Below are 26,113 nucleotides of genomic sequence, written 5' to 3' on the forward strand. Positions count from 1 at the left end.
TACAGTTACTAAAATGGTTTTATTTTAATTAAGGTCTTCAATTGTAAATACAAATATACTGCCTTCACCTTCATTACTCTCAAGCCAGATACTACCATTATGCATCTCTACAAACTGTTTAACAAGTGCAAGTCCAAGACCGGTTCCGCCATATTCCCTTTTGTTTGAAGAATCTACCTGTGTGAAAGGACTGAAAATGCTTTCATGCATATCTTCCGGAATTCCAATTCCAGTGTCAGAAACTGATATTTTTATCTCACTGTCTTCCTTTATTGCTGTTACTGAAACTTTACCATTATCAGGGGTGAATTTAATGGCATTGCTAAGCAGGTTTAGCAGTATCTGTTTAAGTTTCATTTTGTCAGCAGATATTTCCTGACTTTCAATATGATTGGTTATTTCAAGATCTATATTCTTCTTTAACGCCATTGGGGATATAGATTCCCTGATATCCCCTAAAAGATCTGAAATGCTGAATACTTCACGGTTCAGCTCCATTTTTCCTGCTTCCACCTTTGACAGGTCAAGAACATCATTAATAAGATCTAAAAGGTGTCTTCCACCGTTATTTATATGCTTAACATGTCTTTTTTGCTTATAATTAAGTTCTCCGAATATCTCATCATTCAATACATCTGAAAAACCAATAATTGCTGTAAGTGGTGTTCTTAGTTCATGGCTCATATTGGCAAGGAATTCGGATTTCATCCTGTTGTTCTCTTCAGCAAGCATTTTTGCTTCAATGAGTGAGAACTCGGCATCTTTTCTTTCAGTAATATCATTGGCAAACATAATAAAACGGCCGTTAGATAGTCTGACTGAATCAATCCTCATCCAGACACCATTACCATTTTTTTGCAGAATCTTTAACTCTACACTGGAGAATCCTTTCGATTTCAACTCATGATAACCCTGAATACCTTTATACTGTGATTCAGGCGCTACACGTGAATACACATTCATTTTCAGCAGTTCTTTTTCTGAAAATCCCGTTAAGATACAGGCAGTTTCATTCACTTCCTCAAAGGTATCGTTTTTCTCATTAACGATGAATATTCCATATGGTGCATTCTCTATATATGTGCGGAATTTCCTCTCACTTTCCAGAACCGCATTCTCGGCATTCTTTCTCTCAGTGATATCCCTTGCAAACAGGATAGATCTGGTATCTGACAGTTTTACCGCATCAACCCTCATCCAGAAATTAGTTCCTGTCCTGCGGTTGATGAGTAATTCTTCACTGACAAAACCTGTTGTAATTAGTTTGTGGTATCCCTTCACAGCTTCATCTCTGGACTGAGGAGCTACTCTGCTAAACATGTCCATCCCGATGAGTTCATCCACACGGTAGCCAGTCATAATGCATATGGTTTCGTTCACTTCTACAAACTTCTGATTCTCATCCACGATCAAAATTCCGTAAGGAGCATTCTCTATGTATGTACGGAACTTCTTTTCACTTTCCAGGAGTGCATCTTCAGCCTCTTTCTTTTCAGTGATGTCATGGTAGTTGAATAATATTCCCTGAATAATAGGATCATCCAGAAGGTTTCTTCCGGTAAATTCTATCCAATTATATGTACCATCTTTACATTGGTATCTTATCTTTGAGGAAAAAGTATCTCTTTTATTGTCTAAGATATTCAGGAAAAAGTCTTTTGTATTTTCCTGTTCATCAGGGTGAATTTTGTCAAATAGGTCAGTATCAATAAGCTCCTCAGGTTTCCAGCCAAACCATTTTTCAACGTTGGCACTTTTGTATCTGATTATTCCGTTCCGGTCTGCAATTGCAATAACATCTGAAATGTTTTCTATCATAGCAGCCTGTTTCTGCTCACTCTCACGAAGTAGTTCTTCTGATAGTTTCTGTTCAGTTATATCTTTAATTTCTGCAACTCTGAAGTATTGTCCTTTGTAAGGAATTATTTTACCCTGTATCCTTGCAGGATAAGTAGTACCATCTTTTCTTAACATGGTAATTTCGTAAGGCTCTTCATATCCTGAATTTATGTTCTTCCTTACAGTTTCTCTGCAATCTTCCGCAATTAAGGTATAATTGCTCATTCCAATGAGTTCATCATGCGAATAACCGGTTATATCTGAAAATCCCTGATTAACATCTACAATGAATCCTTTATCATGTATTACAATACCACCAAAAGAGGCATTGTGCAATGCTTTGAATCTTTCTTCACTATCTATTAGTTCTCTTTCAGAGTCTCTACGTAAAATAGCTTCACCAATACCATCGGCAACAACCCTAAGCAGATTCACATCGTCTTTATGCCACCTGCGCTCTTCAACGCAGTCATCAAAGCCTATAAATCCCCAGAGTTTTTCTCCTGAGAAAATCGGTATTATCAATATAGCAAGGATTCCCTGATCTTTAAGAATAGATTTTTCAGGTTCTTCGAGTTCTTCAACAATATACGAATAATTTTGACCTGATACTATTATTTCCAGAAGTGTCGGAGCGCCTTCTGAATATGGAAGATGTTGCAGCTCAGGGTTATCTATCTGGGCTTCAATACCCTCTGAAACTTCTTCATATACCTGGGACATGCACAGACCCAGTTCTGTGTCTTCTTCATTTCTGAATATGTAGGTTCTGCTATTGCTTACAGTATGATGGATTTTTTTCAGTATACGTGGCATAATTTCATCAATATCTCCAGGTTCCTGAAGCAGTCGCATACATTCGATTGTTGTCAGTTCATAATCCAGTCTTTTTTTGAGCAGAGATTCTGTTTCAAGTAAATTAATTCTTGACTTATTGAAATCTTTTATTTTAGGATTCAGGTACAAAAAAATCAAGAAACCTGTTGCAATGACAAAGAACATTCCTTTATAGGTCTGGAATTGCATATACATGTCAGGATCTGTTACTATCCAGCTAAGTACAGTATCCGAGCCCAGTATCCATAAAGTGGCCATAAATATGTAGAAAAGTGCAACTTTTAGTGCCAGGTATTTGTTCGATTTAAAATTTGCCATCATACTCATTTATTCGTATTCCTGATATCAGCATTTTTAATTTTCTTATTATGGGATTTTTTCAAATCATAGTTCTTACTTAATATATATGTATTAAATATATATTATTCACTGCTAACATTATGTATATTTTGTACAGGTACGGTGAAATAAAATTTTGAATCAACAGCTTTAAACATTTAAAATCAATACGCATTTGAGATATGGTTCTGATAAATGAGTTTATGATATCTGGAATACTTCTGGGATTTGCATCCGGTATATCGCCGGGTCCGCTGTTGGCCATGACTATTTCTGAATCACTTAAGCATGGTTCACATGCAGGAATTAAGGTTGCAGTGTCCCCGTTTATAACAGATATTCTTATAGTTTCCATAATCCTGCTTTTCCTTCTGAAATTTGAGAATTACGATCCCGTTATTGCATTAATCAGTCTGGCAGGTTCCCTTTATCTGATTTCCCTTGGAATTTCATCCTTAAAAACAAAGAGTGTTAATCTTAAGCTTGATACACAAAAACCTGATTCTTTAAAGAAAGGAATTATTGCCAATTTCCTCAGTCCTCATCCATACCTTTTCTGGATTGCAATAGGCGGGCCAATACTTTTCAAAGCCCAGGAAGCAAGTACTTTTTCAGCGATATTTTTCATTGCAGGATTTTATGCTTTGCTTGTCGGGTCTAAAATCGTTATTGCAATGATGGTGGGAAAATCAAGAGGATTTTTAAAAAGCAAGTATTATCTATATACAATTCGCTCATTGGGAATTGTTTATATGGTCTTCGCATTCTATTTCCTGAAAGAAGGATTGGAGTTGCTGAATTAAAGAAGAAACTGCAAGAATCTATGTAATGATTCCAATAGCCTGTAGCACATAACAGCAAATCTACATGGGGAATATTGTTATTAATACATATTTTTCTTGTCAACTTTATTCTGCTAAAACAGATATAATTAATTATGCCCTGACAACTATAAAACCTGAAATTGAAGTAACTTTTAAGTTGATTTTATGGAATAAACATTTTTGTTCGTGCCAAATAATTAAAAAATCCTGTTAAAATTCCTTATTTAAATATTATCTTTTTCAAAAATTAAAATTTCCATCTCTATATTTAGCAATAAGTTAACACCGTTATCAAAACATATATATGCTTCATTATATAATTATTTCTATATATCATATGTGAGGGAGTTTCTATGACAGAATGCGAATTACTTTCAAAATGTGGTTTCTTCAACAAATACCAGAATGCTAAACAGGCAGCATGCAGTGGTTTCATTGCCATGTATTGCAAAGGGCCAAAAATGGATGTATGCAAAAGAAAAGCTTACAGGGCAGAACACGGTGTTGCACCGCCGGATGACATGATGCCAACCGGTTCTATGGTCATAGAATAATGTCGTTTTCCTGTATTCACAGGAAACCTATTTCTTTAGTGTTACTTTTTTGTTGTATTTCTATCTACAATAAACATATTTATATATTAGTCTCTATCAATTAAAAATTAGGTATTTTATATTATTGACTTATTCTGAGGGGGTTTTAAAATAGGAAACTTACTGGAAGATTTTTTTGAATTGAAAAAACATGGTACTGATGTAAAGACAGAAATTATGGCCGGAGTTGTAACTTTCATGACACTGGCCTACATTATTGTAGTAAATCCTGCAATTCTGGAAGCTGCTGGAATACCATTTGGTCCTTCAATGGTTGCAACAATTCTGTCTGCGATATTTGGAACACTGATAATGGGTATATATGCCAAAAAACCACTGGCAATTGCGCCTTATATGGGTGAGAATGCTTTTGTTGCCTACACGGTTGTAGGTGTGTTAGGATACTCATGGCAGACAGCTCTTGGAGCTGTATTCATAAGTGGTGTGCTTTTTACGGTTCTGACACTTTCAGGCCTGCGGGGGAAAATGATAGATGCTGTCCCTGACAATCTCAAATACAGTTTTGCTGTTGGTATTGGTCTTTTTATTACTTTTATCGGACTTGTTAATGCACAAATAGTGGCACTTGGAGTCGAAGGAGCTCCTCTGCATGTGGGGGCTCTCAACACAATACCTGTTGCTCTTGCACTTTTCGGCTTTCTTCTGATAAGTGTGCTAATGATAAAGAACGTTAAAGGTTCCATTCTCATTGGCATCCTTGTAACGGCAATATTTGGATTCATTCTGGGTGTTGCACAGGCACCTGAACAGGTGATCAGTATGCCACCAAGCATCGCACCAATACTCCTTCAGCTTGATATTACAGGTGCACTTACCTGGGGTTTTTTTGCTGTGATACTTACCATGTTCACAATGGACCTCATGGATACAATGGGAACTCTGGTCGGTGTTTCAATGAAAGCAGGTTTCATGGATGAGCAGGGAAATCTTCACGACCTCGACAAACCATTTCTGGCAGACTCCCTTGCAACAGTCTTTGCTGCTCTTGCAGGTACAACAACTACAGGAACTTACATTGAATCTGCTGCCGGTATTGAAGAAGGTGGTCGAACAGGTTTAACTGCAGTTGTTGTTGCTATACTTTTTGCCATGGGACTTTTCTTTTCTCCGTTGTTCTCAGCTATACCTTCCGCGGCAACTGCACCTGCATTGATAGTCGTAGGTCTTATGATGATGAGTGCAATTAAAAAAATAGATATGGAAGACCTCACAGAGATGATACCTGCAATGGCAGTAATAGTTCTTATGAGTTTTATCTACAATCTAGGAGTAGGTCTTTGTGCAGGTTTTGTTTTGTTCCCGTTGCTCAAACTCATAAGTGGAAAAGGCAGTGAAGTTAAACCGATTGCATGGGGACTTTTTATCCTGTGTTCAATGTTCTTTATCTTCTACCCTTATTGAGGAATCAAAGTGCATAAAATCTGCACGCTTTATTTTCTTCCTTTTTCATTTTCTTTCAGGATATTACAACACCATATTTTGCAAATACTTTTGCAAACGCAAGCCTGAGCTTTTCAGCATCTTCCTTTAACAGTGTGGAATTTCCGGTTGATGCAGATTCTCCAAGAACTTCTATTGCAGTATCTACAGTTGCCAGTGACTGGTTGTAATTATCATCTGCGCTTGGTGGTTTTTCTGCATTTTTAACATCCTGCCATTCACTTTTAAGAGTTGGAATATATGAGCTAACTGTTTCTGTATCATTTACATTTGCAGCGTCAATTGCTTCCTCCATGTTCATATGGAATCTAGTAAGATAATCTCCCATATGCAGAACGTTGTTTCTTTCATGCAGACTGAAGAAAAGATCCCTCATAGGTTCAAGTCCCTCATGGGAAGCTTCTATATCTCCCTCTTCAAGCATCTCCTGTGAATGCTTTGCTATCAGCACTGACCTTTTGATCTCTATCTCCCAATTCCTGTCTTCAGAATACATTTCAGGAGGATTTTCTCCGTATGTATCATATACATAGCTCAACTTGTTCACCAGTTCATTAATGGAGGATTGTGATGCGTTTACGTTCTTCTGGCTGGTTGATATAAGCGCATTAACGTAAGCTGTGTTAGCTTCTTCCATTATTTGTTCAAATTCAGTTTCATTCACAACTACAACAGGATCTTCAGTTTCTTTTGTCTCATCCGTATCTTCAACACAACCGGATACCAGAGCAAGTGATATTGCAAGAAAAATACATGTGAACAATGTTAACAGCATTCTGATCTTCATATTGGCAACCCATGAGAAGAATGCTTTAAAAAATAAAATATTTTTCCAGTCTAAATAATGTCATGGTAAATTCTTCTGAGGTGTGGGTACCGCTTAAGACGGGTGAGGACAACTAGGAGGATTCAGAGAAAGAAGCCACACCTCAGAACTAAAATTCACTATACCACTGCTATATTATATTTAATGTATTTAATAATTTGTGGTGTATATATAAATCAATTTATAACTATTTTCTCACTTCGCATTTTCTGTCCTGCTGTATGTCCATATATGTTAGTCCCCACTGTGCCAGGGCTTCAAGTACAGGGATGATGGTTTTCCCGAAATCTGTGAGTGAATACTCGACTCTGGGAGGTATTTCAGGGTACATTTTGCGGTTCACAATTGCGTCATCTTCCAGTTCACGAAGTTGTTTTGTCAGCATACGGGGGGATATGCCGGGTAACATCTGCTGAAGTGTATTGTAGCGAAGAACATCTTCTTTTAGCTGCCAGAGTATAAGTGGTTTCCATTTTCCTCCAATAACGCCAAGTGTTGCTTCCACAGGGCATCCACAGTCGGTTTTTTTAGTATTTTCCATGTTTTCCCTCCTCTTTGTTTTCTTTATTTCTTGTCCTTTTCTTGATGTTATTATTACTATACTTTTTGTTAGTGACTATCAAAAAAGACTGTATGCGGTATAAATATAGTGCATACACATCTACATTTTGAATATTTTACAGTAATTTACGATTCAAGCTTAAAGGAAATGGTCAAAATGAAAGTAGTAGGTTTTGTAGGAAGTCCAAGAAAGAACGGTAACACCGACGTACTTGTCCAGCAGGTTCTTGACGGAGCTGCAGAAGCAGGAGCAGATGTGGAGAAATTCTACATTAATGAAATGAACATAAAAGGATGCCAGGGATGCACATACTGCAGGGAAGTTGATGCATGCAAACTAAAAGATGACATGTCTAAAGTCTACGATGCTCTTAAAAATGCGGATGGCTTTGTATTCGGCTCCCCTATTTATTTCTTCCAGTTCACAAGCCAGATGCGTCAGGTAATTGACCGCTGCTGGGCACTTGTAAATCCTGATTTCACACCCCGTATCGAGGCTGGAAAGAAGGCTATTATTGTAAGTGCACAGGGCAACCCGGAACCAGATGCTTTCAAGGGAGTCTTTGAAGAATTTGGCCAGATACTCCAGATGTTTGGAATGGAAGTTAAAGGTACCTTTGTAGATGTCGGACACCATGCACCTGGTGAGGCAAAAGAAAATGCAGAGCTTATGGGCCAGGCTAAAACCGCAGGAACCCAGCTGTTTGCTTAATTGATTTTGTATTCCTAAAGGACATGCATCCTGCATGTCCCTTTTTCTAAATTCAGGTTTTTTACTGAAAAATCTTTTTTGCGGTTTTAATCCTCGTCATTTACTGCAATAAATTCCGCATAAACCGGGTAGTGATCAGATACTGCCACAGTTTCATTATAATCAAGTCCGTATTCAAGATCAAACCTGAAAACACCACTATTGCCTGTGAAGTCTGAACTGTCAGTCAGGATTATACGGTCATAACTGTAATCAGTGGATTTTGTAGTTGTATCTACACTGTTGTTTATTATCCATTCATATGTATCGAGATCATTTGTTGAATCCTCATCAAAATAGGAACCGTCTGCATTCAGATCCCCAAGGATAATAAAATCCTTTTCATAAGGATACTCATTTTGTGAATATTCCAGAACGTCATCCAGCGCATTAATTTCTTCAGTGGCTTCATCGGGATCAGTGTGAATCACCATAAGGACTGCGTCAAAGTTACCTTCTGTGGAGCTGAAAGCTGCAATAAAAGGTTCCCTGTGGAATGGGTCTGTTCCATTTGCTTCGGGATACGTCTGAGGATCACCGGTAATTTCGACAGTATCAGTATTGAATATGTATGCGTATTGCTCTTTTGAGGATGTTCTTCCAAGTCTCTCACTGATTACATAATCGTATTGATACCCATCAGAGTTCACCATGTCCATAAGTGCGGGTAAGCTTGTCTGAGATGCGTCTCTTATTTCCTGTATTGCAATAATGTCATAGTCATGGACTATCTTTACAATGGTTTCCATAACTTCTGTTTTTCCTGCTTTTGTTACTCCAAATACCTGGATGTTGAAAGAACCTATTTTCAGCATTTCCACATTATTTGTAACCGGTTCCGGTTCAGGAGCAGTTTCAATGTTTGTGTTTTCTTCAATATCTCCTACGGAAGTAAGTTGCGATTCTTCACTGAAGTTCTTATGGTCATTGCTATATTCATCGGCAATTGTATTATTTTCTGTAATGTCACTAATGTTGTTTGTATTTTCATGGTCATTTATGACCATAGTTTCAGGCAATTTAGATTCCAGGTCAGACAGGCATCCTGAACTTACACAGGCTAATATAATTAATGTAACAAGTGTAATAAAAAGTATAATATTCGGTTTATGCATCGTATGATACTCCTTTTGAATATCATATGATTGGTTGCTATTGATTTATACTTATAGTTTCTCTAAATGAGTCAATTGCATATTTTTTAAGAACTGTTGAATATAAAAAATCCGAAAATGCGGATATCTGAATCTTTTAAAAGACTCAGATATGTAAGTTACAGGGATTTGCTGAAAGTTATTTTTCAAAAAAAGAATTATTCTGGTAAAAAAGCGATAATTCGATGTGTTTTTAAAACTCAGGATTCAATAATCCCTGCTTCTTCCAGTTCTTTTTTGAGTTCAAGGTGATTGTTGTCAACAGGACAACCTTCTAGAATATTTTCAGAAACAATTACTGGTACCGGGTTTTGCATATCCGGATGGCTACAGTAATATGCAGTTCCAACCCTTGCTCTTCCGGGAACACCTGCACATTTAGAAAATAGGGGAATATTTTTTTTATAGCTACATGTCCTACAGTCCATTTTTCTTCTCCTAATTGTAATTTTGATAATTTTAGCACAGTATACTAATTAATATATTTTCAAATTTTATATATTTGTGTTCACGTTTATATTCCTTGTGTTCTCCTTTGAATTCCATTTCGATACATTATTATTATCAATTTTATATTTTTTAGACTAGTCCGGTCATATTTTATATAGTATGTCTTCCATATAGTTACTAAGACAATGGGAGCTGAAATTACCACCATCGTCTCATTATTGTACCATACCAACCAGTTTTTGATATTTTGAGAACACAGGCTCCCATTGCTCCATGGAGCAATACTCTATTTTACCAAGTCGTTTAAGACTGAAAACTCATATTTATGAAAGTTAATGTACTAAATATCTGAAAAAGGAGGCAAGGATGATAGACAAAAGATTTCTGCATGGGTCAGTACTTCTTTTTATAGGAGTTCTGATAGGACTTAGTGTAAGCTCTCTTTCATGTGGTCCTGTACCGGTGGAAGGTCTGATTTTTGTGGAGAGCGTTATGTCCGGTCACTCTGGAAACGATAGCTTTACTGAAGTATATAACTACAACATGACGTTTTACAATAGTGGCAACGAAGATATCTATGTAAATACTATCGAACCTGTTCTTTCTTCTGACTCCAGAATACTTTCAACTCAGCAGTCATTAATCAGTGAAATTGAACGGTATGTTCCCGCAGGTTCGGTTGTGTCGATTGAAGGCAGTATTTTAATCAATTCTGAGAACTCAACTAAAGAAGAAATCACTGGAATTGAAATTATTAAATGCATAAATATGACCTCTACGGAAACGATTCATTGTTTTAATTATCCACCCGCATGATTCCTGTTGATTAAATAGAACATATGGATACGATACTAATATATGATTAAATGCCATAAGCCTCATTATAGGCAACAGGTGTTAAAATGAAGCTTGACCAAAAGGATAAGGATAGGATTGTATCAATTGTAGCGTCACGCTATTTTTCTGAACAGGGCTGGAAATGGATTGATCTTAATACTGATATTTCAAAGATACACAAGGCACATGATGACCTTCGGGATCAATATGCTGCATATCCTTATATGAGCAGGGACTGGTATGTCAGCAATTCCGCTACAAAAAGTACACATATGTGTGAAAACTGGGAGGAATTGAGTGAACTTGTGGAGTTTCTGAATGCTTACGGACATCATTTTGATTTCCTGGTGAAAGATTCTAAAAAATCCTTATGCATCGCCAGTACAGATGGAAACCTTAGTCATGAGGAAAAAACAGCTATCTCGGCTGCCAGGAGATCAAGGTATAATGTTTTTGTTTTCAGGGTAGATGTTCCTGAAGATATAGATTTTGAGCTGATGCAGATAGGCGGGGGAATGTAAGTAGCCATTCCCAGCGACATATTCATATTATGTGTGCACAATTTCGGCCTACCTTTATATAGGATATATCAGTATTATACGCTTCGTGGTTACATTTATGTAGCAAGTCATATTGTAAGTGACCTGTTGCTTTATAACTATTATAATAGTATCGATTATAAAATTTATAGTTAAATTTACATTTAAAATCAGAATAAAATTAAACTTTGAGAGGAGTTTTAATATGGAAGCATTAATTTATCTTGCCCCTCTTGCTGGTCTCGTTAGTTTGTTATTTGCTGGTTTCTTTGCAAAAAGTGTCCTTAGTGAGGATGCAGGTTCAGAGAAAATGCAGGAAATAGCAGGTGCCGTCCAGGAGGGTGCGATGGCATATTTGAATCGTCAATATAAAACAATAGCAATCGTTGCTGTCATTCTTGCAGCACTTATCTTTGCTCTTCTTCCTGAAGGTGGCAAGATAGCTGCCGGTTTCCTTGTTGGTGCACTAAGTTCTGCAGCAGCAGGTTACGTAGGTATGAACGTGTCTGTAAGGGCAAACGTCAGAACCGCAAGCGCAGCATCAAAGGGCCTTCAGAAGGCAATGTCCGTTGCATTCCGTGGTGGAGCTGTAACAGGTCTTGCTGTGGTCGGTCTTGCACTTCTCGGTACAAGTGGTTTCTACATACTTTACGGTGATGTGGATCTTGTAGTCGGTTTCGGTTTCGGTGCAAGTCTTATCAGTCTCTTCGCAAGGGTTGGCGGTGGAATATTCACCAAGGCAGCCGATGTGGGTGCAGACCTTGTAGGTAAGGTTGAAGCAGGAATTCCTGAAGATGACCCACGTAACGCTGGTGTAATTGCTGACAACGTAGGTGACAACGTTGGTGACTGTGCCGGTATGGGTGCTGACCTTTTCGAAACATACGTAGTAACAGTTCTCGCATCAATGCTTCTTGGATCACTCATCCTTGATACATTCTCTAACGCAATTCTTTACCCATTGATTCTTGGTTCAGTGGCAATCTTTGCTTCCATCATTTCTGTTTTCTTTGTGAAGGTAGGCAGTGATGGAAAGATTATGAAAGCTCTTTACAAGGGAGTTGCAGTTTCAGCTATTCTTTGTTTGATTGCATTCTACTTCGTAACTCAGTACCTTGAAATGAGTATGAGTTTCTATTATGCAGCTGTTGTGGGTGTAGTCATCATGGTTCTCATGGTGGTTTTCACTGAATATTACACTTCAACTTCATTCCGTCCTGTAAAGACAATTGCAGCAGCATCCGAAACAGGTGCCGGTACAAACGTAATTTCCGGTCTTGCAATTGGTTTTGAGAGTACAGCACTTCCTGTAGTCATCATCATTGTGGGTATTCTGGCTTCATTCTTCATAGTAGGTGGAGCAGCAAGCCCTGCAATCGGTCTTTACGGAATTGCAATCGCAGCAGCAGCAATGCTCTCAACAACCGGTATGATAGTAGCTCTTGACTCATACGGTCCAATCACTGACAATGCCGGTGGTATCGCAGAAATGGCAGGTATGCCATCCAGCGTACGTAAGATCACTGATGCACTCGATGCAGTAGGTAACACCACAAAGGCTGTTACAAAGGGATACGCAATCGGTTCAGCAGCTCTTGGTGCACTTGCACTTTTCGCAGATTACACAGGTAAGGTAGGCCTTACAGGTGCAGATCTCAGTCTTACAAAGCCAGTAGTTCTTGTAGGTCTCTTTATTGGTGGACTGCTTCCATTCGTCTTCAGCGCTGTAACAATGCAGGCTGTAGGAAAGGCAGCATTCAAGATCGTTAACGAGGTTCGCCGCCAGTTCCGTGAAATTCCAGGAATCATGGAAGGAACTGCAAAGCCAGAATATGGTAAGTGTGTTGACATCGTAACAGCAGCAGCAATTAAAGAAATGGCAATACCTGGTGCTCTTGCAATCTTCACACCACTTATTGTAGGTCTTGTACTCGGTCCTGCAGCTCTTGGTGGTCTTCTTATCGGTATTATTGTCTGTGGTCTTTTACTTGCACTCACAATGGACAACGGTGGTGGAGCATGGGACAATGCCAAGAAGCTTATTGAAGACGGAGAGCACGGTGGAAAAGGCTCAGAAGCTCACAAGGCAGCTGTAGTCGGTGACACTGTTGGTGACCCATTCAAGGACACATCCGGACCTGCACTTAACGCTCTGATCAAAGTAGTGAACATGGTTGCAATCCTGTTCGCATCTCTGTTCATCGGTGCAGGACTGTTCTAAGTAAAATAAACAAATAATTCCGGCTTTTGCCGGAAACTCTTTTTCTTTTTATTATATCTGTTTTCTGCTCTTACCGTATTTGATAATTTCAGTACGCTAAGCATGTATTCTATAACTGTATCTTAAATTAATACTAAAATCAGACAAATGCTATCAAAAATGCAAAGCTGAATCTCAATTTGTTATTGAAAGTATATACAGAAAAGTCATATAAAAAAGATTATTGTGTTTGCACGGGTGGTTGGGTTTAATGTATTTGGGGAGTGGGGTTTAAGTGTGGGAGTGGGTTTAGTGTATGAAAAGAGCCACCCGCGCATGAACAATTTAGTAAAGGCATAATTCTATTTATATCTTTTGTTTTGTCCTTGCACTTTTACTCAGAAGTAATTTTTTTACACACTTTATGATCAATATGGCATTTCTGTTTTTCCGGAATAAATATGGGATGAGAATATATAATAGAGAAACGTACTGTCAGTATCTCCGGAGCAATATTGATGGTAGAAGACATTGGAACACTCGTTCGAAAGGGATTTGGAACATGGACTGGCAATCTCAACCTGTGTGTGCCATTCATATTGAAAATAGTGACATCTATTCTCTTTTTCATGTTTTCTGTGGGATTATTCACGATACTATTCATTGTTCCTGCAATGTCAGATACAGTAGATCCGGCAAACATGACACAGGATGAAATGCTTGACCTTATGTATTCCGTATTCTATGAACACATGCTGTTTATAGTGATTTTCTCGATTGTCCTGTTTTTAATATACCTGGTAATTGATGCTTTCATAATGGCCGGTGCTATTGGAATGGCCAAAGAGGCACTGGAAAAAGGACATACCAGTGTAAACACCATGATAACAACCGGAAAGAGGAATTATATTAATCTTTTTTTTGTTAATATACTGATACTCTTGCTGATATTTGCAGGCGTAATATTCCTCGTGCCAGGTATTCTTTCCATAGATGATATCAGTATTCTTCTTTCAAATCCTGATATGGCTGTTGCAAGCGTTTCATTGCTAGCTTTGGGTATAATCATATGGGCATTTTACATAATTATTATCAGCCTGTTGCTTTTCGCTGTAAATTACGTGCTTGTAGCCGATGAACTTGACCCTATAACTGCAATCGAAACAGGAGTATCATTTGTGCTGTCCAATAAGATGGCATCTGTTGGACTATGGTTGATTATTATGGGAATCTCATTTGTTCTCGGATTTATAGGACAAGTCACATCATATGTAGAAATACTTGCACAACTATGGTCACTGTTTGATCTTCTGCTGAGTACGGTAGTAATCCAGCCACTGATAACTGTATGGATTACACGTTTCTATCTTGACAGGACAGAAAGGAAATTGTATTCTTTTGAGGATTACTTATTGTACGACTGATCTCGTTTTAGAAGTTTACATGCCTGGCAGACATTCTCAGTGCATGCCTGGCCGCATATAATGCACTTTTGAAGTCCTTCCTGAGGATATTCTCTTCCAAGTATTCCTGAAACCTTGTCAAAACCACTTAAAAGTGCATACTTAGTACCGGGGTGTTTCACTTCGAATTCATTCAGCATTGCTCTTATTTCTTTTCTCATGGCCTCATGTGCATATGGACACCCGCCAAATCCAAGGGGAAGATCATGAAGATAAGCATAAAGAGCAATCTCTTTTTCAGGTATATGTCTCAGTGGCTTCATCCTGAGAACCAATCCTTCAAGTTCCTTGGGAGGAGCAAGTCTGACCATACGGGAAACGTCACCTTTCAGGTGATTTAACAAAATAGTCTGTGCTTCATCGTCCAGATTGTGGCCAATTGCAAGTTTTGTGGCTCCGACTTCAAGTGCAATCTTATTAATTAGTGATTTTCGAAGTACACCACAATAGCTGCATGCCCCTTTTTCTCTCTTCTGGGGTGCAATCTTATCCATGGTGGTGTCATATTCATCTCTGAATGAGCGGACAATGTGTCTGACACCAAGTTTAGATGTAAGTTCCCGTGCAGATTCAATAGTATCAGGACGATAGCCTGCAATTCCTTCATCTATGGAAATTCCCACAAGCTCAATATCAGGTCTTTTTCCAAATAATTTATGAAGAATATAGAGTGTTGTACTACTATCCTTGCCACCGCTCAGTCCAATGGCTATGACTTCATTTCTCTTGATGCTGTAATGTTTTCTGATGGTAAGTTTTATCTTACGTTCAACATCCTCTATGAAATGCTTCCGGCAAAGGTGCATTCCGGAATATTTCTGGAAAATAATTGCATCATTGTTGCATTTATTGCATTTGATCGTTTTTGAATCCATTATTTATGCACATGAAATCTTATTATATAAAATTGTCCTGGCAATTTAACTCCTCCCAATTATTGGTAAGCTCTTATAATTGCAAATATATTTTAGATCCAAATCATAAAAATTAAGTATTACTCTAATAATTCTGGGCAAAAGCATTCAGGAAACTAATAATGTCGCCACTAACAGAGGTATCCATATTCACATTCCTATTATCAGTATTTGCAGGTTATTTCCTTGGAGTTATATCAGGCCTTATTCCGGGGATACACACCAATAATTTTGCACTGGTTTTGCTGACGTTTTCTCCGTTTCTCTCCGAACATGGTCTGCCTCTAATCTGTGTAGCAGCAATGATTCTGGCAAATTCGCTTTCACATACCTTCCACGACATAATTCCTGCAATATTTCTGGGTGCTCCGGGCGATGACCTGGCACTTGCAGTATTGCCCGGGCACACATTATTGCTTGAAGGCAGGGGAGCAGAAGCAATACGTTTGTCTGCTCTTGGAAGCGCAGGATCTGTGGCTCTGGCCCTTATTACTGCATATCCGCTTTCCATGGCATTCAGTTCTGTTTATCCTTTTATTCAGGAATACATTGCCTGGATTCTGGTTCTTGTTGTTTTAATCATGGTATTTACAGAAAAAGGAGAACCTGGCAAACAAGGTCTGCTTCAAAGGATGAGATATCCCTTAAGTGCGTTACTTGTATTCATGCTCTGTGGATTTCTTGGTGTTTTTGCATTCGATAAAGAAAGTCTCATGCACCCATTTCTGTCAATAGGTGAACCTTCAATACTGCTTCCTCTTTTGAGCGGTCTTTTCGGTTCATCCCAACTTATCATCAGTCTGATGTCCCAGCCCCTGATACCTTATCAGTTTAAATCAAGAATGGAACTTGAGAGAAAACGTATCATCAGGGCAATTGTAGTAGGCGGAACTTCCGGTTCACTTGTAGCCTGGTTGCCTGGTGTGTCTTCATCAATCGCCACAGTGTTTGCACGTCTTTTCATAAAAGAGGATTTTGACAGAAGTCTGGATACTTCACCAGATGATAACTTTTCAACTGACAGCGTAACAGATTCAGCAAAGGAATTCATAGTTTCTATTTCAGGTGTAAACACCTGCAATGCAATTTTTGGCTTGCTGGCTCTGGTGGTAATAGGCAAATCCCGCAGTGGTGCCATGGTGGCTATAAATGAACTTCTTGGAGGTATTGATCTTAATCCTCCTCTGGTTATTCTTTTTCTTCTTGCAATCTCACTGACCGCTATACTGTCTTATTATTCCACGGTCTTTTTAGGAGATAATATCCATCGACTGCTTTATGGTTTTGATTATTCTATAATCTGTTATGCCGTACTTGCACTTTTGTTTTTCATGTGCCTTGCATTCACAGGTCTTTTTGGTCTGATGGTATTTCTGATAGCAACTCCAATAGGAATGCTCCCGTCATTTATGGGTATAAGGAAATCACACTCAATGGGGGTTATTATATTGCCTGTGATACTTTACTTCATCTAATCTGGATTCACTAGATTTGAAAAAATAAATTATTATTCTGATACTACTGTGTCATCATGGGAATATGCAGGAGAGCAGCAACAGAGGAACCTGAGTTCATTTTCTCCTGTGTTTGTGATATTATGTAGTGTTCCCGGAGAGATACAGACTGAATCCCCGGATTTTACTTCAATAGTCTCGTGTCCAAGTGTAAGTATTCCTGTGCCTTCCAGGATATGATATATCTCTTCTGTCAAATTATGGCTGTGTAAAAGAGTGGAATTGCCAGGTGTAACTCTGGCTTCTGCAAGGCTCTGAGAAAAATTCCCATGAACCAGAGGATGGATCAGTTCTCTTATAACAGAGCCATCTTTTGTAATATAAGCCTCAACCTTGTCACAGGAACTCATTATCGGCATATGGTCTATTCCTCTTTCTCAAAACCTGAGATTATTTCAAGCATATTATTCTTGATATCAGTTACAGAATCGACCCATTTACCTCCAACATCAATAGGTGAAAGGCCGTTGAAGTCAGCTTCTACAAGATCGGGATCATATGGTATCTGGCCAAGGACAGGAATTCCAAGCTCTTCCAGCTTTGGTTTAATGTTAGCGGAAGTTCCCTTGTTAATGACTGCTGCAAGATGTTGAATCTCTATTCCTTCTGAAAGTTCCTTAATCCTCTGGGCAGTTTCAATGGAACGCATACCAGGTTCCACAACAACTATCATAAGGTCAATTCCACGTGTGGTCCCTCTTCCCAGATGTTCGATACCTGCTTCCATGTCAAGTATTACAGCGCTGCTGTCCTTGAGGACAACATGTCTGAGGAATGCTTTCAAAAACGCTGAGGCAGGACACATGCAACCGCTTCCACCTCTTTCCACAGTTCCCATTACAAGCATTTTGACATTATCAGGTCCAACAACACCAAACTTATCAACAACATCATCAACTTTCGGGTTGAACTTGAACATGCCTCCTTTTTCTCCGGCTCTCTCTTCAATGAGGTCCTTGTAATCGGTAAGAGGTTTCGGAGCATTCTCTATTCCAAGGGATGAAGCCAGATTCATATCAGCATCCGCATCAATGGCAAGCACATCATAACCATCCCTTGCCAGCATTCTTGCCAGAGTTCCGGATAGTGTTGTCTTGCCAACTCCGCCTTTTCCCGTGACTGCAATTTTTACCATGCTCAGAACTGAGAATTTATGTGAATTATATTTTCCGGTTACAGAGGGAAAAAGGAGAGTTCTAAATCTCCTTCACTATCCTGAATCCAAGCACATATGATGTGCTGTCAGCATCAAGGCTGCCGCGGAAAGAACTTTTACAGATATTAGGTCCGTCCATAAGGCTTCCGCCTTTTCCTACACGATTTATACTATTCTCATCTTCCCAGGCTGTTCCATCTGTCGGAGCACCATCATAATTGTCATGCCAGGTGTCCTGTACCCATTCCCATACATTGCCATGCATGTCATAAAGTCCCCATGAGTTGGCTTTTTTCTCTCCCACTGAATGGGTTGTTCCATTGGCATTTATAGCACACCAGCCGTAAGAATCAGACCAGCCGTATTCATCCAGATCGGTGGCTTCATTTGTAAACGAAAAATCCGTGTCATTTCCGGCCTTGCATGCATATTCCCATTCAGCTTCGGTTGGAAGACGATACCTGTCAGTATTTTCCATTTCATTCAGTTTGCTAATAAATTCCTGTGCATCATACCATGAAACCTGCTCTACAGGAAGTTCATCTCCTTCAAAGAGTGAAGGACTGGTTCCCATGACAGCTTTCCATTGTGCTTGTGTGACTTCGTATTTTCCCATGTAGAATGAATTTTCAATACTGACTTCATGTGCCGGGTCATCAAAAGCAACTAGTGGAGTTGAGTCAGAACCCATGTAAAAATTGCCAGAGGGAATCAGGACGAGATCCATTCCTATGGAATTGCTGATTTCCTGTTCCAATTCGTTACTTGTACTATCATTTGTAACACAGCCTGATAATAAAATCACAGAAATTGATAGTACAAAAACAGATATGAGTTTCACAACGTTTTTTCTTGCCAGGAATTTCAAACAGAACACCTATCACACACGATTCTAAAAATCGTATATATAGGTATTCTAATGAGTTTGTATTCCTGTCTATTCTTTACTAAGCTACTATTTATGGTCTATAGTTGTTTTCACTTTTATACAAACTATATAGCTACCTTAATAGTAACTCTTAACTCTTGTATCCATTGGGATTTTATTCTATGGTGCTTACAAGCTGAAGCATTTCATCAATTTCATTTTCACCATCAATTGAGAACACGGTCCCGTTTATAATTCCTGCATCAACTGTATATGCTCCGTCAGGAACGAATCCCATCACAAAAGTGCTGGACTCATCATTTGAGAATGAAGTAAAAAATCCCATCATTTTCATTCCGGATTCTGTGGAGTTGCCGGAAGCGGTGAATATCTTTACAACAGTTTCCGTACCATCGTCCAATGTTATTGTACGTGTGGAAGATTCCTGTGTGTTTTCAATATCATTATTTTCCCGAATTTCATTCATTCTGCTGTCCATTATTTTTGAAACCAGTTCAGTTGGCAGTTGTGCTCCGGAAGGTAATGAAAGGCGATATGTAATAATCTGTGCACTCAGGCTTTCAGGTATATCTATGGAAACCGGAAGATTGTTATCTTCTTTGAATTCCAGGACCTGCTCATTGATGTCCGATGTAAGCCTGTCATTATGATATTTGACAGTTGCAGAATTGAAAACTATTGATGTTGTCTCTGTAATGTTTTGCTCAAGAGATTTTTCCTCCATGGATATTTGTGACCATCCATAAGCTTCAAGTGCAGCATCATCTATTGTTGCAGGTGTGGTCTGTGCGGTTTCAAGACATCCGGAAATAAATAAAGCAGTAACTGTCATTATTGCCACTATTATAAGTATAAATAATCTTTTTTTATGCTGGAGCAAAACTATCACCAATAACCGTATGTATCTATTAATATATTAACCCACTTAGTCTTAAATAATGTTGGGTCCCCTTCTTTTTATAGATGCAAAAATCATATAGTTTATATTGTTGATGGTTAATAACCATATAGATAATAGATGTATGATATTGAATCACGTTTCAGGCAGATAAGAAATGTAATGATCTATATTCTGTTCCTGAACCTTGCCGTTTCTTTTGCAAAGATTGCATACGGAATGTATACCAATGTCCTGAGTATGCAGTCTGACGGTTATCATTCTCTTTTTGATGGTGTTTCAAATATAGTAGGCCTTATAGGTATACAGATTGCAGCCAAGCCACCTGACAAGGAACACCCCTACGGTCATCGCAAGTTTGAGACTCTGGCATCCATAGTAATAGCAGTTATACTTGCAGTTGTAGCTTTTGAGATTGTGCATTCCGCTTTTAATAGGTTTGGAACCGGAAGTACACCAGAAGTAACTGTAATTAGTTTTGCAGTAATGCTTGGAACAATGTGTGTCAATTACGGTGTGACAACTTACGAGCGCAGGAGAGGTATTGAACTTAACAGTGAAGTTCTTCTTGCAGATTCTGCTCACACTAAAAGTGATATCTATGTTTCACTTTCAGTTATTATCGGCCTTGTAGCCATCCATCTGGGATACCCATTTATTGATCCGATTGTTTCTGTTTTAATAGCACTGGTCATATTGCATGCAGGAGCAGAGATAATCCTCCATAGTGTGTCAATTCTGGCTGATGAGTCACAGATAGATACTGAGAAAATAGCAAACGTTGTTAGAAATGTAGAAGGTGTCATCGATTGCCATAAAATAAGAACCCGTGGTCCTCCGGGGAATGTTTTTGTTGATCTGCATGTAGAGGTTGATCCTGAAATGACAACATACAAGTCACATACCATATCCCATATTGTGCAATACAGGATCAGGGAAAATTTTGATGGAATAGAGGATGTTCTTGTCCATATAGAGCCGGCTCACACTCGGTCGGTATAAATAGTATCAAGAGGTCTATACAATTATGCCAGGAAATTCATTCGGACATTCTTTCAGAATAACAACATGGGGTGAATCGCATGGAAAAGCCCTTGGAGTCGTTGTTGACGGCATACCTGCAGGACTTGAACTTTCAGAAGAGGATATTCAAAAAGATCTTGACAGGCGAAGACCGGGCCAGAGCGAAGTTTCAACACCTCGTTCCGAATCTGATTCTGTAGAGATCCTGTCCGGTGTAATTGATGGAACAACAACCGGAATGCCGGTTTCCATGATGGTCTGGAACAAGAATGCAAAATCCAGTGCATATGATTACATAAAGAACATCCCAAGACCGGGACATGCGGATCTTGCTTATACTGAAAAATATGGTATCCGTGATCACCGAGGTGGTGGAAGGTCATCGGGCAGGGAAACCATCGGCAGGGTTGCCGGAGGTGCTGTTGCCAGGAAACTCCTGTCACAGAAAGGAGTTGAGGTTTTTGCTCATGTAACAGAACTTGGTGGTGTAAAAGCAAAATCACTCTCATTTGAGGAAATACGCAGCAACGTTGATAGCAATGTTGTACGCTGTGCTGACCCGGAAGCTGCTGAAAAAATGCTGGAGCAGGTAAACAAAGCCCGTTTTGAAGGTGACAGTATCGGTGGTATTGTGGAAATTATTGCTACCGGTGTTCCGGCAGGACTTGGTGAACCAGTATTTGACAAACTGGATGCGGATATTGCCTGTGCAATGATGGGGATAGGAGCTGTAAAGGGTGTTGAGATTGGTGCAGGTTTTGAATGTGCCGGAATGAAAGGCAGCCAGATGAATGATCCTATTAGACTCAATAATGGAAAGGTAACTCCTGCAGAGAACAACGCCGGCGGAATCACGGGTGGAATATCTACAGGGATGCCTGTGGTCTGCAGGATAGCAGTAAAACCCACTCCTTCCATATCAAAGTCCCAGAAAAGTGCTGATATGGATGGAATGAAAGAAATCGATGTAGAAATACATGGCCGCCATGACCCGACAATCCCGCCAAGAATGGTTCCGGTTGCAGAGTCAATGATGGCACTTGTGCTTGCAGATCATATGATCAGGAGTGGACGTATTGGTCCTGACTCCCTTCTATGATTTTCCACCAGAATTTGATTATAATTCGATTTTCATTATTCATTTTTAGTTGATGGGGAGATATCCAATCTCTTTGATTATTACTTGTCCCTGTTCACTCAGTACATAGTTTATATACTCTCCAATTTCCCCTTCTGGTTCACCGTTAGTGTAATACTGAAGTGGTCTTGCCAATGGATATTCTCCTTGCAGGATTGATTCCTGCTCCGGATGGAAAACTCCTTCTGAGGTTTCAAGGCCAAGCATTTTCACGCTACTATCAGCATAAGCCAGTCCTATATAACCAATGGCTGCACTATCTGATGCAACAGTCTGTACAATAGCTTCCGTATTTGGTTCGGTCACCGCTTTAGAACTGTAGTCTTCATCTTCAAGTACGTGTTCTTTGAAAAAAGCGTAAGTTCCTGAACTGGTATCGCGCACAAGCACTTCAATTTCTTCATCCTGGCCACCAAGCTCTTTCCAGTTAGTAACTTCTCCGGTATAGATTTTTTTCAGTTGCTCAATAGTTAAACTGTCAAATGAGTTATTTTTATTGACTATAACTGCAATTCCATCCCATCCGATGACTGTTTCTACAGGATTTATTCCTTTATCTATGGCACTTTCAATTTCAGTATCTTTTATTTTTCTTGATGCCATGGCAATCTCCACTTCTCCTTCAATAAAACTGGCAATTCCAAGGGATGATCCTCCTCCAATAACAATTATCTTATTTTCAGGATATAGCTCCATGAAAGATTCAGATTCAGCTATTGAAACCGGTAAAATGGTGTCAGAGCCTTTAATGAAGATCTCATTTAAAGTAGTGTCTGTGCTATCAGCCGTGTAATTATTTTGATTGCTTGATATCGTATTTTTTATATTTTCATCATTGTTTTGTCCGTATAATGAAAATAAAGATATCAATATGAATAATGCTATTATAATGGCAAATATTGTGTAGTTTTTATTTTGAGACAATTAACACACCCATTATTTAGATAATCGTTTCGATATATAAATACTGTCAATTTATGATAAACAGGTGATTTTATATAGTTTCAATCCCAGTTTAAATAAATTATGTTGCGTAATATAATTATGTAGGTATTTTTAAATATCAATTAAGACTGTTGGGATACTGATATGAAAAACAAGCCAATAATACGTTGCAGTGGATGTATTTTTGTACTGCTACTCATTTTTACAACAGTAATCATTTCCAGCGGTTGTTTTGAATCTGAGGAAGCAGTGACAGTTTCTCTTAAAAATACCGAAACATTAACACAATCTGATATCAACGATAAACCTGTGCGTATCGGCGTATTCGCCATGGCGTCTCCAAAAATAACAATGGAGTATTATAATGATTTTTTAAATTACCTGTCTGAGCAGACAAACCTTGAGTTTGAACTTGTGCAACGTGATAATCCTGCTGAGATCAACTATCTGCTTGAAACCGGTTATCTTGATTTTGTATTTGTGAGAGAGGAAGATTATCTTTCAGGACATGATGATTTTGGTCTTGAAATTGTCGCAGTGCCTGTCATCAATGGTGATCTGTATTGTTCATCACTGGTAATCGTAAGAGGGGATTCCGGGATAGATTCCCTTGAGAATCTCCACGGAAAAAAATTTGCATTCAATAGTTATCGTTTTAATAGGGGTGACATTGTTCCGGATTATATGCATCCTTTTATTGACGGTTCACCGGACGACTTCTTCTCCGGTTATATTTACAGCAATAGTCAGGATAATTTTATAGATATGGTTCATCAGGGAAGCCTGGATGGTGCTGAAATTGATTGTATAATGTGGTCTTACATGGTTGAAAGTTCATCTGAAGATTACTCTGATCTTAGTATAATTTATTCTTCTTCAGGTCAGCTTGTTCCTGTAGTTGCTGTGAATCCGGATATTGATCAGGAACTAAAGAATGATGTAGCTAAGACATTGCTTGGTATGCATGATTCCAGAGAAGGTCGTGAGGTTCTTGAAGAAATGCATTTCAATATGTTTGTTGAAATGGACCATGAAACATATGCAGAGTACGGAAATAACTTGTGAGGAGTAAAATGGAAGATAGAAACAGTAACATAATGGAAAAACTGGTCACAAGCATTGATGACTTCAGTATCCGTACCAAACTCATCCTCACTGTTGTCAGTATAATCCTTGTACTCGGTGTCCTTATGGGTTCTTACCTTAATGTCGTGCAGACAAATATGATGAAAACTGAGCTCAATGAAAAAGGAATTTCAATAACCCGTAATCTTGCAGAGAATAGTGTAAACCCTATACTTACCGATAATCAGGTTCGTCTCCAATGGCTTGTGAAAACCATCAAAGAGAGTGAAACTGAGGTTGTGTATGTATTCATAACTAATGAACATGGTGAAGTCCTGGTTCACACGTTTAGTGGTGGATTTCCTGTAGATCTAAAGGGAATAAATCCTGCAGTAGATGAAACCAATACACTGTTGCTTGATACTGAACTGGGATACATCAGGGATATTTCATGTCCTATTCTTGAGGGAAATGCAGGGGAAGTTCATGTAGGAATGTCTCAGGAGAACATCAGGACAACGGCTGATAAATTCACAAGATATCTCATTTTGTTTGTACTATTGCTTCTTGTGGTTGGTTCCTATGTTGCGTATCTTGCAGGTTCTGTAGTTTCCAATCCTATTCTGGAATTGAAAAAATCAGTAGAAACATTCGGAAAAGGACATCTGGATCACAAGGCCTGCATAAGTTCAAATAATGAAATAGGCCAGTTAGCTAAATCTTTTAATGACATGGCAGACCATATTGGATACCTTATTGAGGAAAAGGAGAAGGCATCAAAAGAGATACTTGAAACACGTAATTATCTGACCAAGATAGTTTCAGGGAGTCTCGATGGAATAATTGTTATCGATAATAGTGGTAAGATAGAATTTGCCAATGAAGCTTTCATCCAGATCTCTGAAACAAGTATGGACCGGATTGTCGGTTATGATGTTCTTTCTTTTGTTATTGATAATAAGGATTTGACATCTTTTTTTGAATCTCCTGATAAGAATATCACTTTTATCAGAGAAATGAATTTCCGGGCCGGTAACGGCAAAATGAAATCAATAATGATGAGTATAGCCGTTGTTGAGTACCGCAATGAGCTAAAATATGTTGCAGTTGCCAAGGATATTACTGAAATGAAAAAACTTGAGCAAATGAAGCGTAATATAATAGCAAATATTTCCCATGAATTGCGCACTCCTTTGAATATCATGAAAGGCTATGTAGAAATTGCCATTGATGAAGAGAATATGCAAAAAAGGAATTCTTTCCTTGAAAAGTCACTGAAAGCGCTTGAAAGACAAAACTGGATGATACAGGATCTTCTGGAGGTCGCCAGGTCTGATGATGAACTCGAGAAAATGGATATGGTCAAAACAAGCATCAATAGTATTGTTGATATAGCTTTCAAGTCTTTCAATGGTAAAATGGAAGCCTCAGGACTTGATATCAATGTTATCAAGGGCAATGATATGTTTGTACAGGGTGATCCTGAAAAACTGGCATATGCCTTAACAAAGGTTTTAGACAATGCTTTGAAGTTCACAGGCAAAGGCGGAAGTGTAGAGATAGGCACTTTGCAGGAAGACACCGGAGCTCTTGTCTATGTAAAAGACACAGGTGTTGGAATTCCGGAGGATCAACAGGATCTGATTTTTGAAAGATTTTATCAGGTTGATTCCTCGTCGACCCGTAAATATGGCGGCAACGGACTTGGTCTGGCTATTGTTAAAAATATCATTGACCAGCACGGAGGAAAAATCTGGGTTGAGTCTACCGTGGAAAAAGGAAGTACATTCTATTTTACAGTTCCTGGATTTTGATACTAAAAAACCATTTTCATCTATATAGATTATGTATATTCTACCTATCTATTAAGGTAAGCTTTATAGCCCAAATCCTGTCC

At 38.7% G+C, this 26,113-nt stretch carries 24 protein-coding genes; 13 read left to right on the forward strand and 11 right to left on the reverse strand.

Features of this window, described 5'->3' with window-relative positions:
• Positions 1-24: 24 nt before the first annotated feature.
• Positions 25-3,003 (reverse strand): PAS domain S-box protein, encoded by a 2,979-nt coding sequence (locus tag METTI_RS13380; protein WP_023846364.1) that lies wholly within the window; start codon positions 3,001-3,003, stop codon positions 25-27.
• A gap of 194 nt (positions 3,004-3,197) precedes the next feature.
• On the opposite strand from METTI_RS13380, the gene METTI_RS13385 reads away from it, so the two are divergent.
• From METTI_RS13385 to METTI_RS13395, 3 genes are all read left to right on the forward strand, one after another.
• Positions 3,198-3,818 (forward strand): LysE family translocator, encoded by a 621-nt coding sequence (locus METTI_RS13385; RefSeq protein ID WP_023846365.1) that lies wholly within the window; start codon positions 3,198-3,200, stop codon positions 3,816-3,818.
• A gap of 374 nt (positions 3,819-4,192) precedes the next feature.
• Complete coding sequence (locus tag METTI_RS13390; protein ID WP_023846366.1) at positions 4,193-4,393, forward strand: hypothetical protein; 201 nt, start codon at positions 4,193-4,195, stop codon at positions 4,391-4,393.
• A 180-nt stretch (positions 4,394-4,573) separates the two neighbouring features.
• Positions 4,574-5,854: an NCS2 family permease gene (locus METTI_RS13395; protein WP_245596133.1), complete on the forward strand. Its 1,281-nt coding sequence runs from the start codon at positions 4,574-4,576 to the stop codon at positions 5,852-5,854.
• A 55-nt stretch (positions 5,855-5,909) separates the two neighbouring features.
• On the opposite strand, the gene METTI_RS13400 is transcribed toward METTI_RS13395, so the two are convergent.
• Positions 5,910-6,680, reverse strand: coding sequence for a hypothetical protein (locus METTI_RS13400; RefSeq protein ID WP_023846368.1), 771 nt, complete (start codon positions 6,678-6,680; stop codon positions 5,910-5,912).
• 226 nt (positions 6,681-6,906) lie between these two features.
• Positions 6,907-7,260: a winged helix-turn-helix transcriptional regulator gene (locus tag METTI_RS13405; protein ID WP_023846369.1), complete on the reverse strand. Its 354-nt coding sequence runs from the start codon at positions 7,258-7,260 to the stop codon at positions 6,907-6,909.
• A gap of 168 nt (positions 7,261-7,428) precedes the next feature.
• Between METTI_RS13405 and METTI_RS13410 the strand changes: the two genes are divergently transcribed.
• On the forward strand, positions 7,429-7,992 hold the full coding sequence (locus METTI_RS13410) for a flavodoxin family protein (protein ID WP_245596136.1): 564 nt from the start codon (positions 7,429-7,431) through the stop codon (positions 7,990-7,992).
• A gap of 86 nt (positions 7,993-8,078) precedes the next feature.
• Here the strand turns inward: METTI_RS13410 and METTI_RS13415 are convergent, their stop codons facing one another.
• Entirely contained in the window at positions 8,079-9,146 is a 1,068-nt protein-coding gene (locus METTI_RS13415) for an exonuclease/endonuclease/phosphatase family protein (RefSeq protein WP_023846371.1), read from the reverse strand.
• Between the two features lie 239 nt (positions 9,147-9,385).
• A complete protein-coding gene (locus METTI_RS13420) occupies positions 9,386-9,613 on the reverse strand; it encodes a hypothetical protein (RefSeq protein WP_023846372.1) in 228 nt (75 codons plus the stop codon).
• A 388-nt stretch (positions 9,614-10,001) separates the two neighbouring features.
• On the opposite strand from METTI_RS13420, the gene METTI_RS13425 reads away from it, so the two are divergent.
• The 4 genes from METTI_RS13425 (at position 10,002) to METTI_RS13440 (ending at position 14,635) form a co-directional block, all read left to right on the forward strand.
• A complete protein-coding gene (locus METTI_RS13425; protein WP_023846373.1) occupies positions 10,002-10,451 on the forward strand; it encodes a hypothetical protein in 450 nt (149 codons plus the stop codon).
• Positions 10,452-10,537: 86 nt separating this feature from the next.
• Positions 10,538-10,993 carry a hypothetical protein gene (locus METTI_RS13430; protein WP_023846374.1) on the forward strand — a complete coding sequence of 152 codons (456 nt, stop codon included), beginning with the start codon at positions 10,538-10,540 and terminating at the stop codon, positions 10,991-10,993.
• Positions 10,994-11,216: 223 nt separating this feature from the next.
• A complete protein-coding gene (locus METTI_RS13435; RefSeq protein ID WP_023846375.1) occupies positions 11,217-13,232 on the forward strand; it encodes a sodium-translocating pyrophosphatase in 2,016 nt (671 codons plus the stop codon).
• A gap of 497 nt (positions 13,233-13,729) precedes the next feature.
• A complete protein-coding gene (locus METTI_RS13440; RefSeq protein ID WP_023846376.1) occupies positions 13,730-14,635 on the forward strand; it encodes a DUF7847 domain-containing protein in 906 nt (301 codons plus the stop codon).
• Here METTI_RS13440 and METTI_RS13445 read toward each other — a convergent pair.
• Positions 14,617-15,549 (reverse strand): TIGR00269 family protein, encoded by a 933-nt coding sequence (locus METTI_RS13445; protein ID WP_023846377.1) that lies wholly within the window; start codon positions 15,547-15,549, stop codon positions 14,617-14,619. The two genes, METTI_RS13440 and METTI_RS13445, sit on opposite strands and share 19 nt — an antisense overlap.
• Before the next feature lie 161 nt (positions 15,550-15,710).
• Here METTI_RS13445 and METTI_RS13450 point away from each other — a divergent pair, with 161 nt between their 5' ends.
• Positions 15,711-17,063 (forward strand): tripartite tricarboxylate transporter permease, encoded by a 1,353-nt coding sequence (locus METTI_RS13450; protein WP_023846378.1) that lies wholly within the window; start codon positions 15,711-15,713, stop codon positions 17,061-17,063.
• A gap of 32 nt (positions 17,064-17,095) precedes the next feature.
• On the opposite strand, the gene METTI_RS13455 is transcribed toward METTI_RS13450, so the two are convergent.
• The 4 genes from METTI_RS13455 to METTI_RS13470 form a co-directional block, all read right to left on the reverse strand.
• Complete coding sequence (locus tag METTI_RS13455; protein ID WP_023846379.1) at positions 17,096-17,461, reverse strand: cupin domain-containing protein; 366 nt, start codon at positions 17,459-17,461, stop codon at positions 17,096-17,098.
• A 5-nt stretch (positions 17,462-17,466) separates the two neighbouring features.
• Positions 17,467-18,237 carry an ATP-binding protein gene (locus METTI_RS13460; protein WP_023846380.1) on the reverse strand — a complete coding sequence of 257 codons (771 nt, stop codon included), beginning with the start codon at positions 18,235-18,237 and terminating at the stop codon, positions 17,467-17,469.
• Between the two features lie 61 nt (positions 18,238-18,298).
• Complete coding sequence (locus METTI_RS13465; protein WP_023846381.1) at positions 18,299-19,126, reverse strand: formylglycine-generating enzyme family protein; 828 nt, start codon at positions 19,124-19,126, stop codon at positions 18,299-18,301.
• 175 nt (positions 19,127-19,301) lie between these two features.
• Positions 19,302-19,979 (reverse strand): hypothetical protein, encoded by a 678-nt coding sequence (locus METTI_RS13470; protein WP_023846382.1) that lies wholly within the window; start codon positions 19,977-19,979, stop codon positions 19,302-19,304.
• A 186-nt stretch (positions 19,980-20,165) separates the two neighbouring features.
• Between METTI_RS13470 and METTI_RS13475 the strand changes: the two genes are divergently transcribed.
• Together METTI_RS13475 and aroC are read left to right on the forward strand one after the other, a co-directional pair.
• Positions 20,166-21,047 (forward strand): cation diffusion facilitator family transporter, encoded by an 882-nt coding sequence (locus METTI_RS13475; protein WP_023846383.1) that lies wholly within the window; start codon positions 20,166-20,168, stop codon positions 21,045-21,047.
• 25 nt (positions 21,048-21,072) lie between these two features.
• On the forward strand, positions 21,073-22,167 hold the full coding sequence (gene aroC / locus METTI_RS13480) for a chorismate synthase (RefSeq protein WP_023846384.1): 1,095 nt from the start codon (positions 21,073-21,075) through the stop codon (positions 22,165-22,167).
• Positions 22,168-22,212: 45 nt separating this feature from the next.
• Here the strand turns inward: aroC and METTI_RS13485 are convergent, their stop codons facing one another.
• Positions 22,213-23,130 (reverse strand): PstS family phosphate ABC transporter substrate-binding protein, encoded by a 918-nt coding sequence (locus METTI_RS13485; protein ID WP_023846385.1) that lies wholly within the window; start codon positions 23,128-23,130, stop codon positions 22,213-22,215.
• 165 nt (positions 23,131-23,295) lie between these two features.
• Between METTI_RS13485 and METTI_RS13490 the strand changes: the two genes are divergently transcribed.
• Both METTI_RS13490 and METTI_RS13495 read left to right on the forward strand, forming a co-directional pair.
• Positions 23,296-24,216 carry a PhnD/SsuA/transferrin family substrate-binding protein gene (locus METTI_RS13490; protein ID WP_023846386.1) on the forward strand — a complete coding sequence of 307 codons (921 nt, stop codon included), beginning with the start codon at positions 23,296-23,298 and terminating at the stop codon, positions 24,214-24,216.
• Positions 24,217-24,224: 8 nt separating this feature from the next.
• A complete protein-coding gene (locus METTI_RS13495; RefSeq protein WP_023846387.1) occupies positions 24,225-26,030 on the forward strand; it encodes an ATP-binding protein in 1,806 nt (601 codons plus the stop codon).
• Positions 26,031-26,113 lie beyond the last annotated feature (83 nt).

Origin of the sequence: Methanolobus tindarius DSM 2278, from assembly GCF_000504205.1 — an archaeon.
Lineage (GTDB): Archaea > Halobacteriota > Methanosarcinia > Methanosarcinales > Methanosarcinaceae > Methanolobus > Methanolobus tindarius.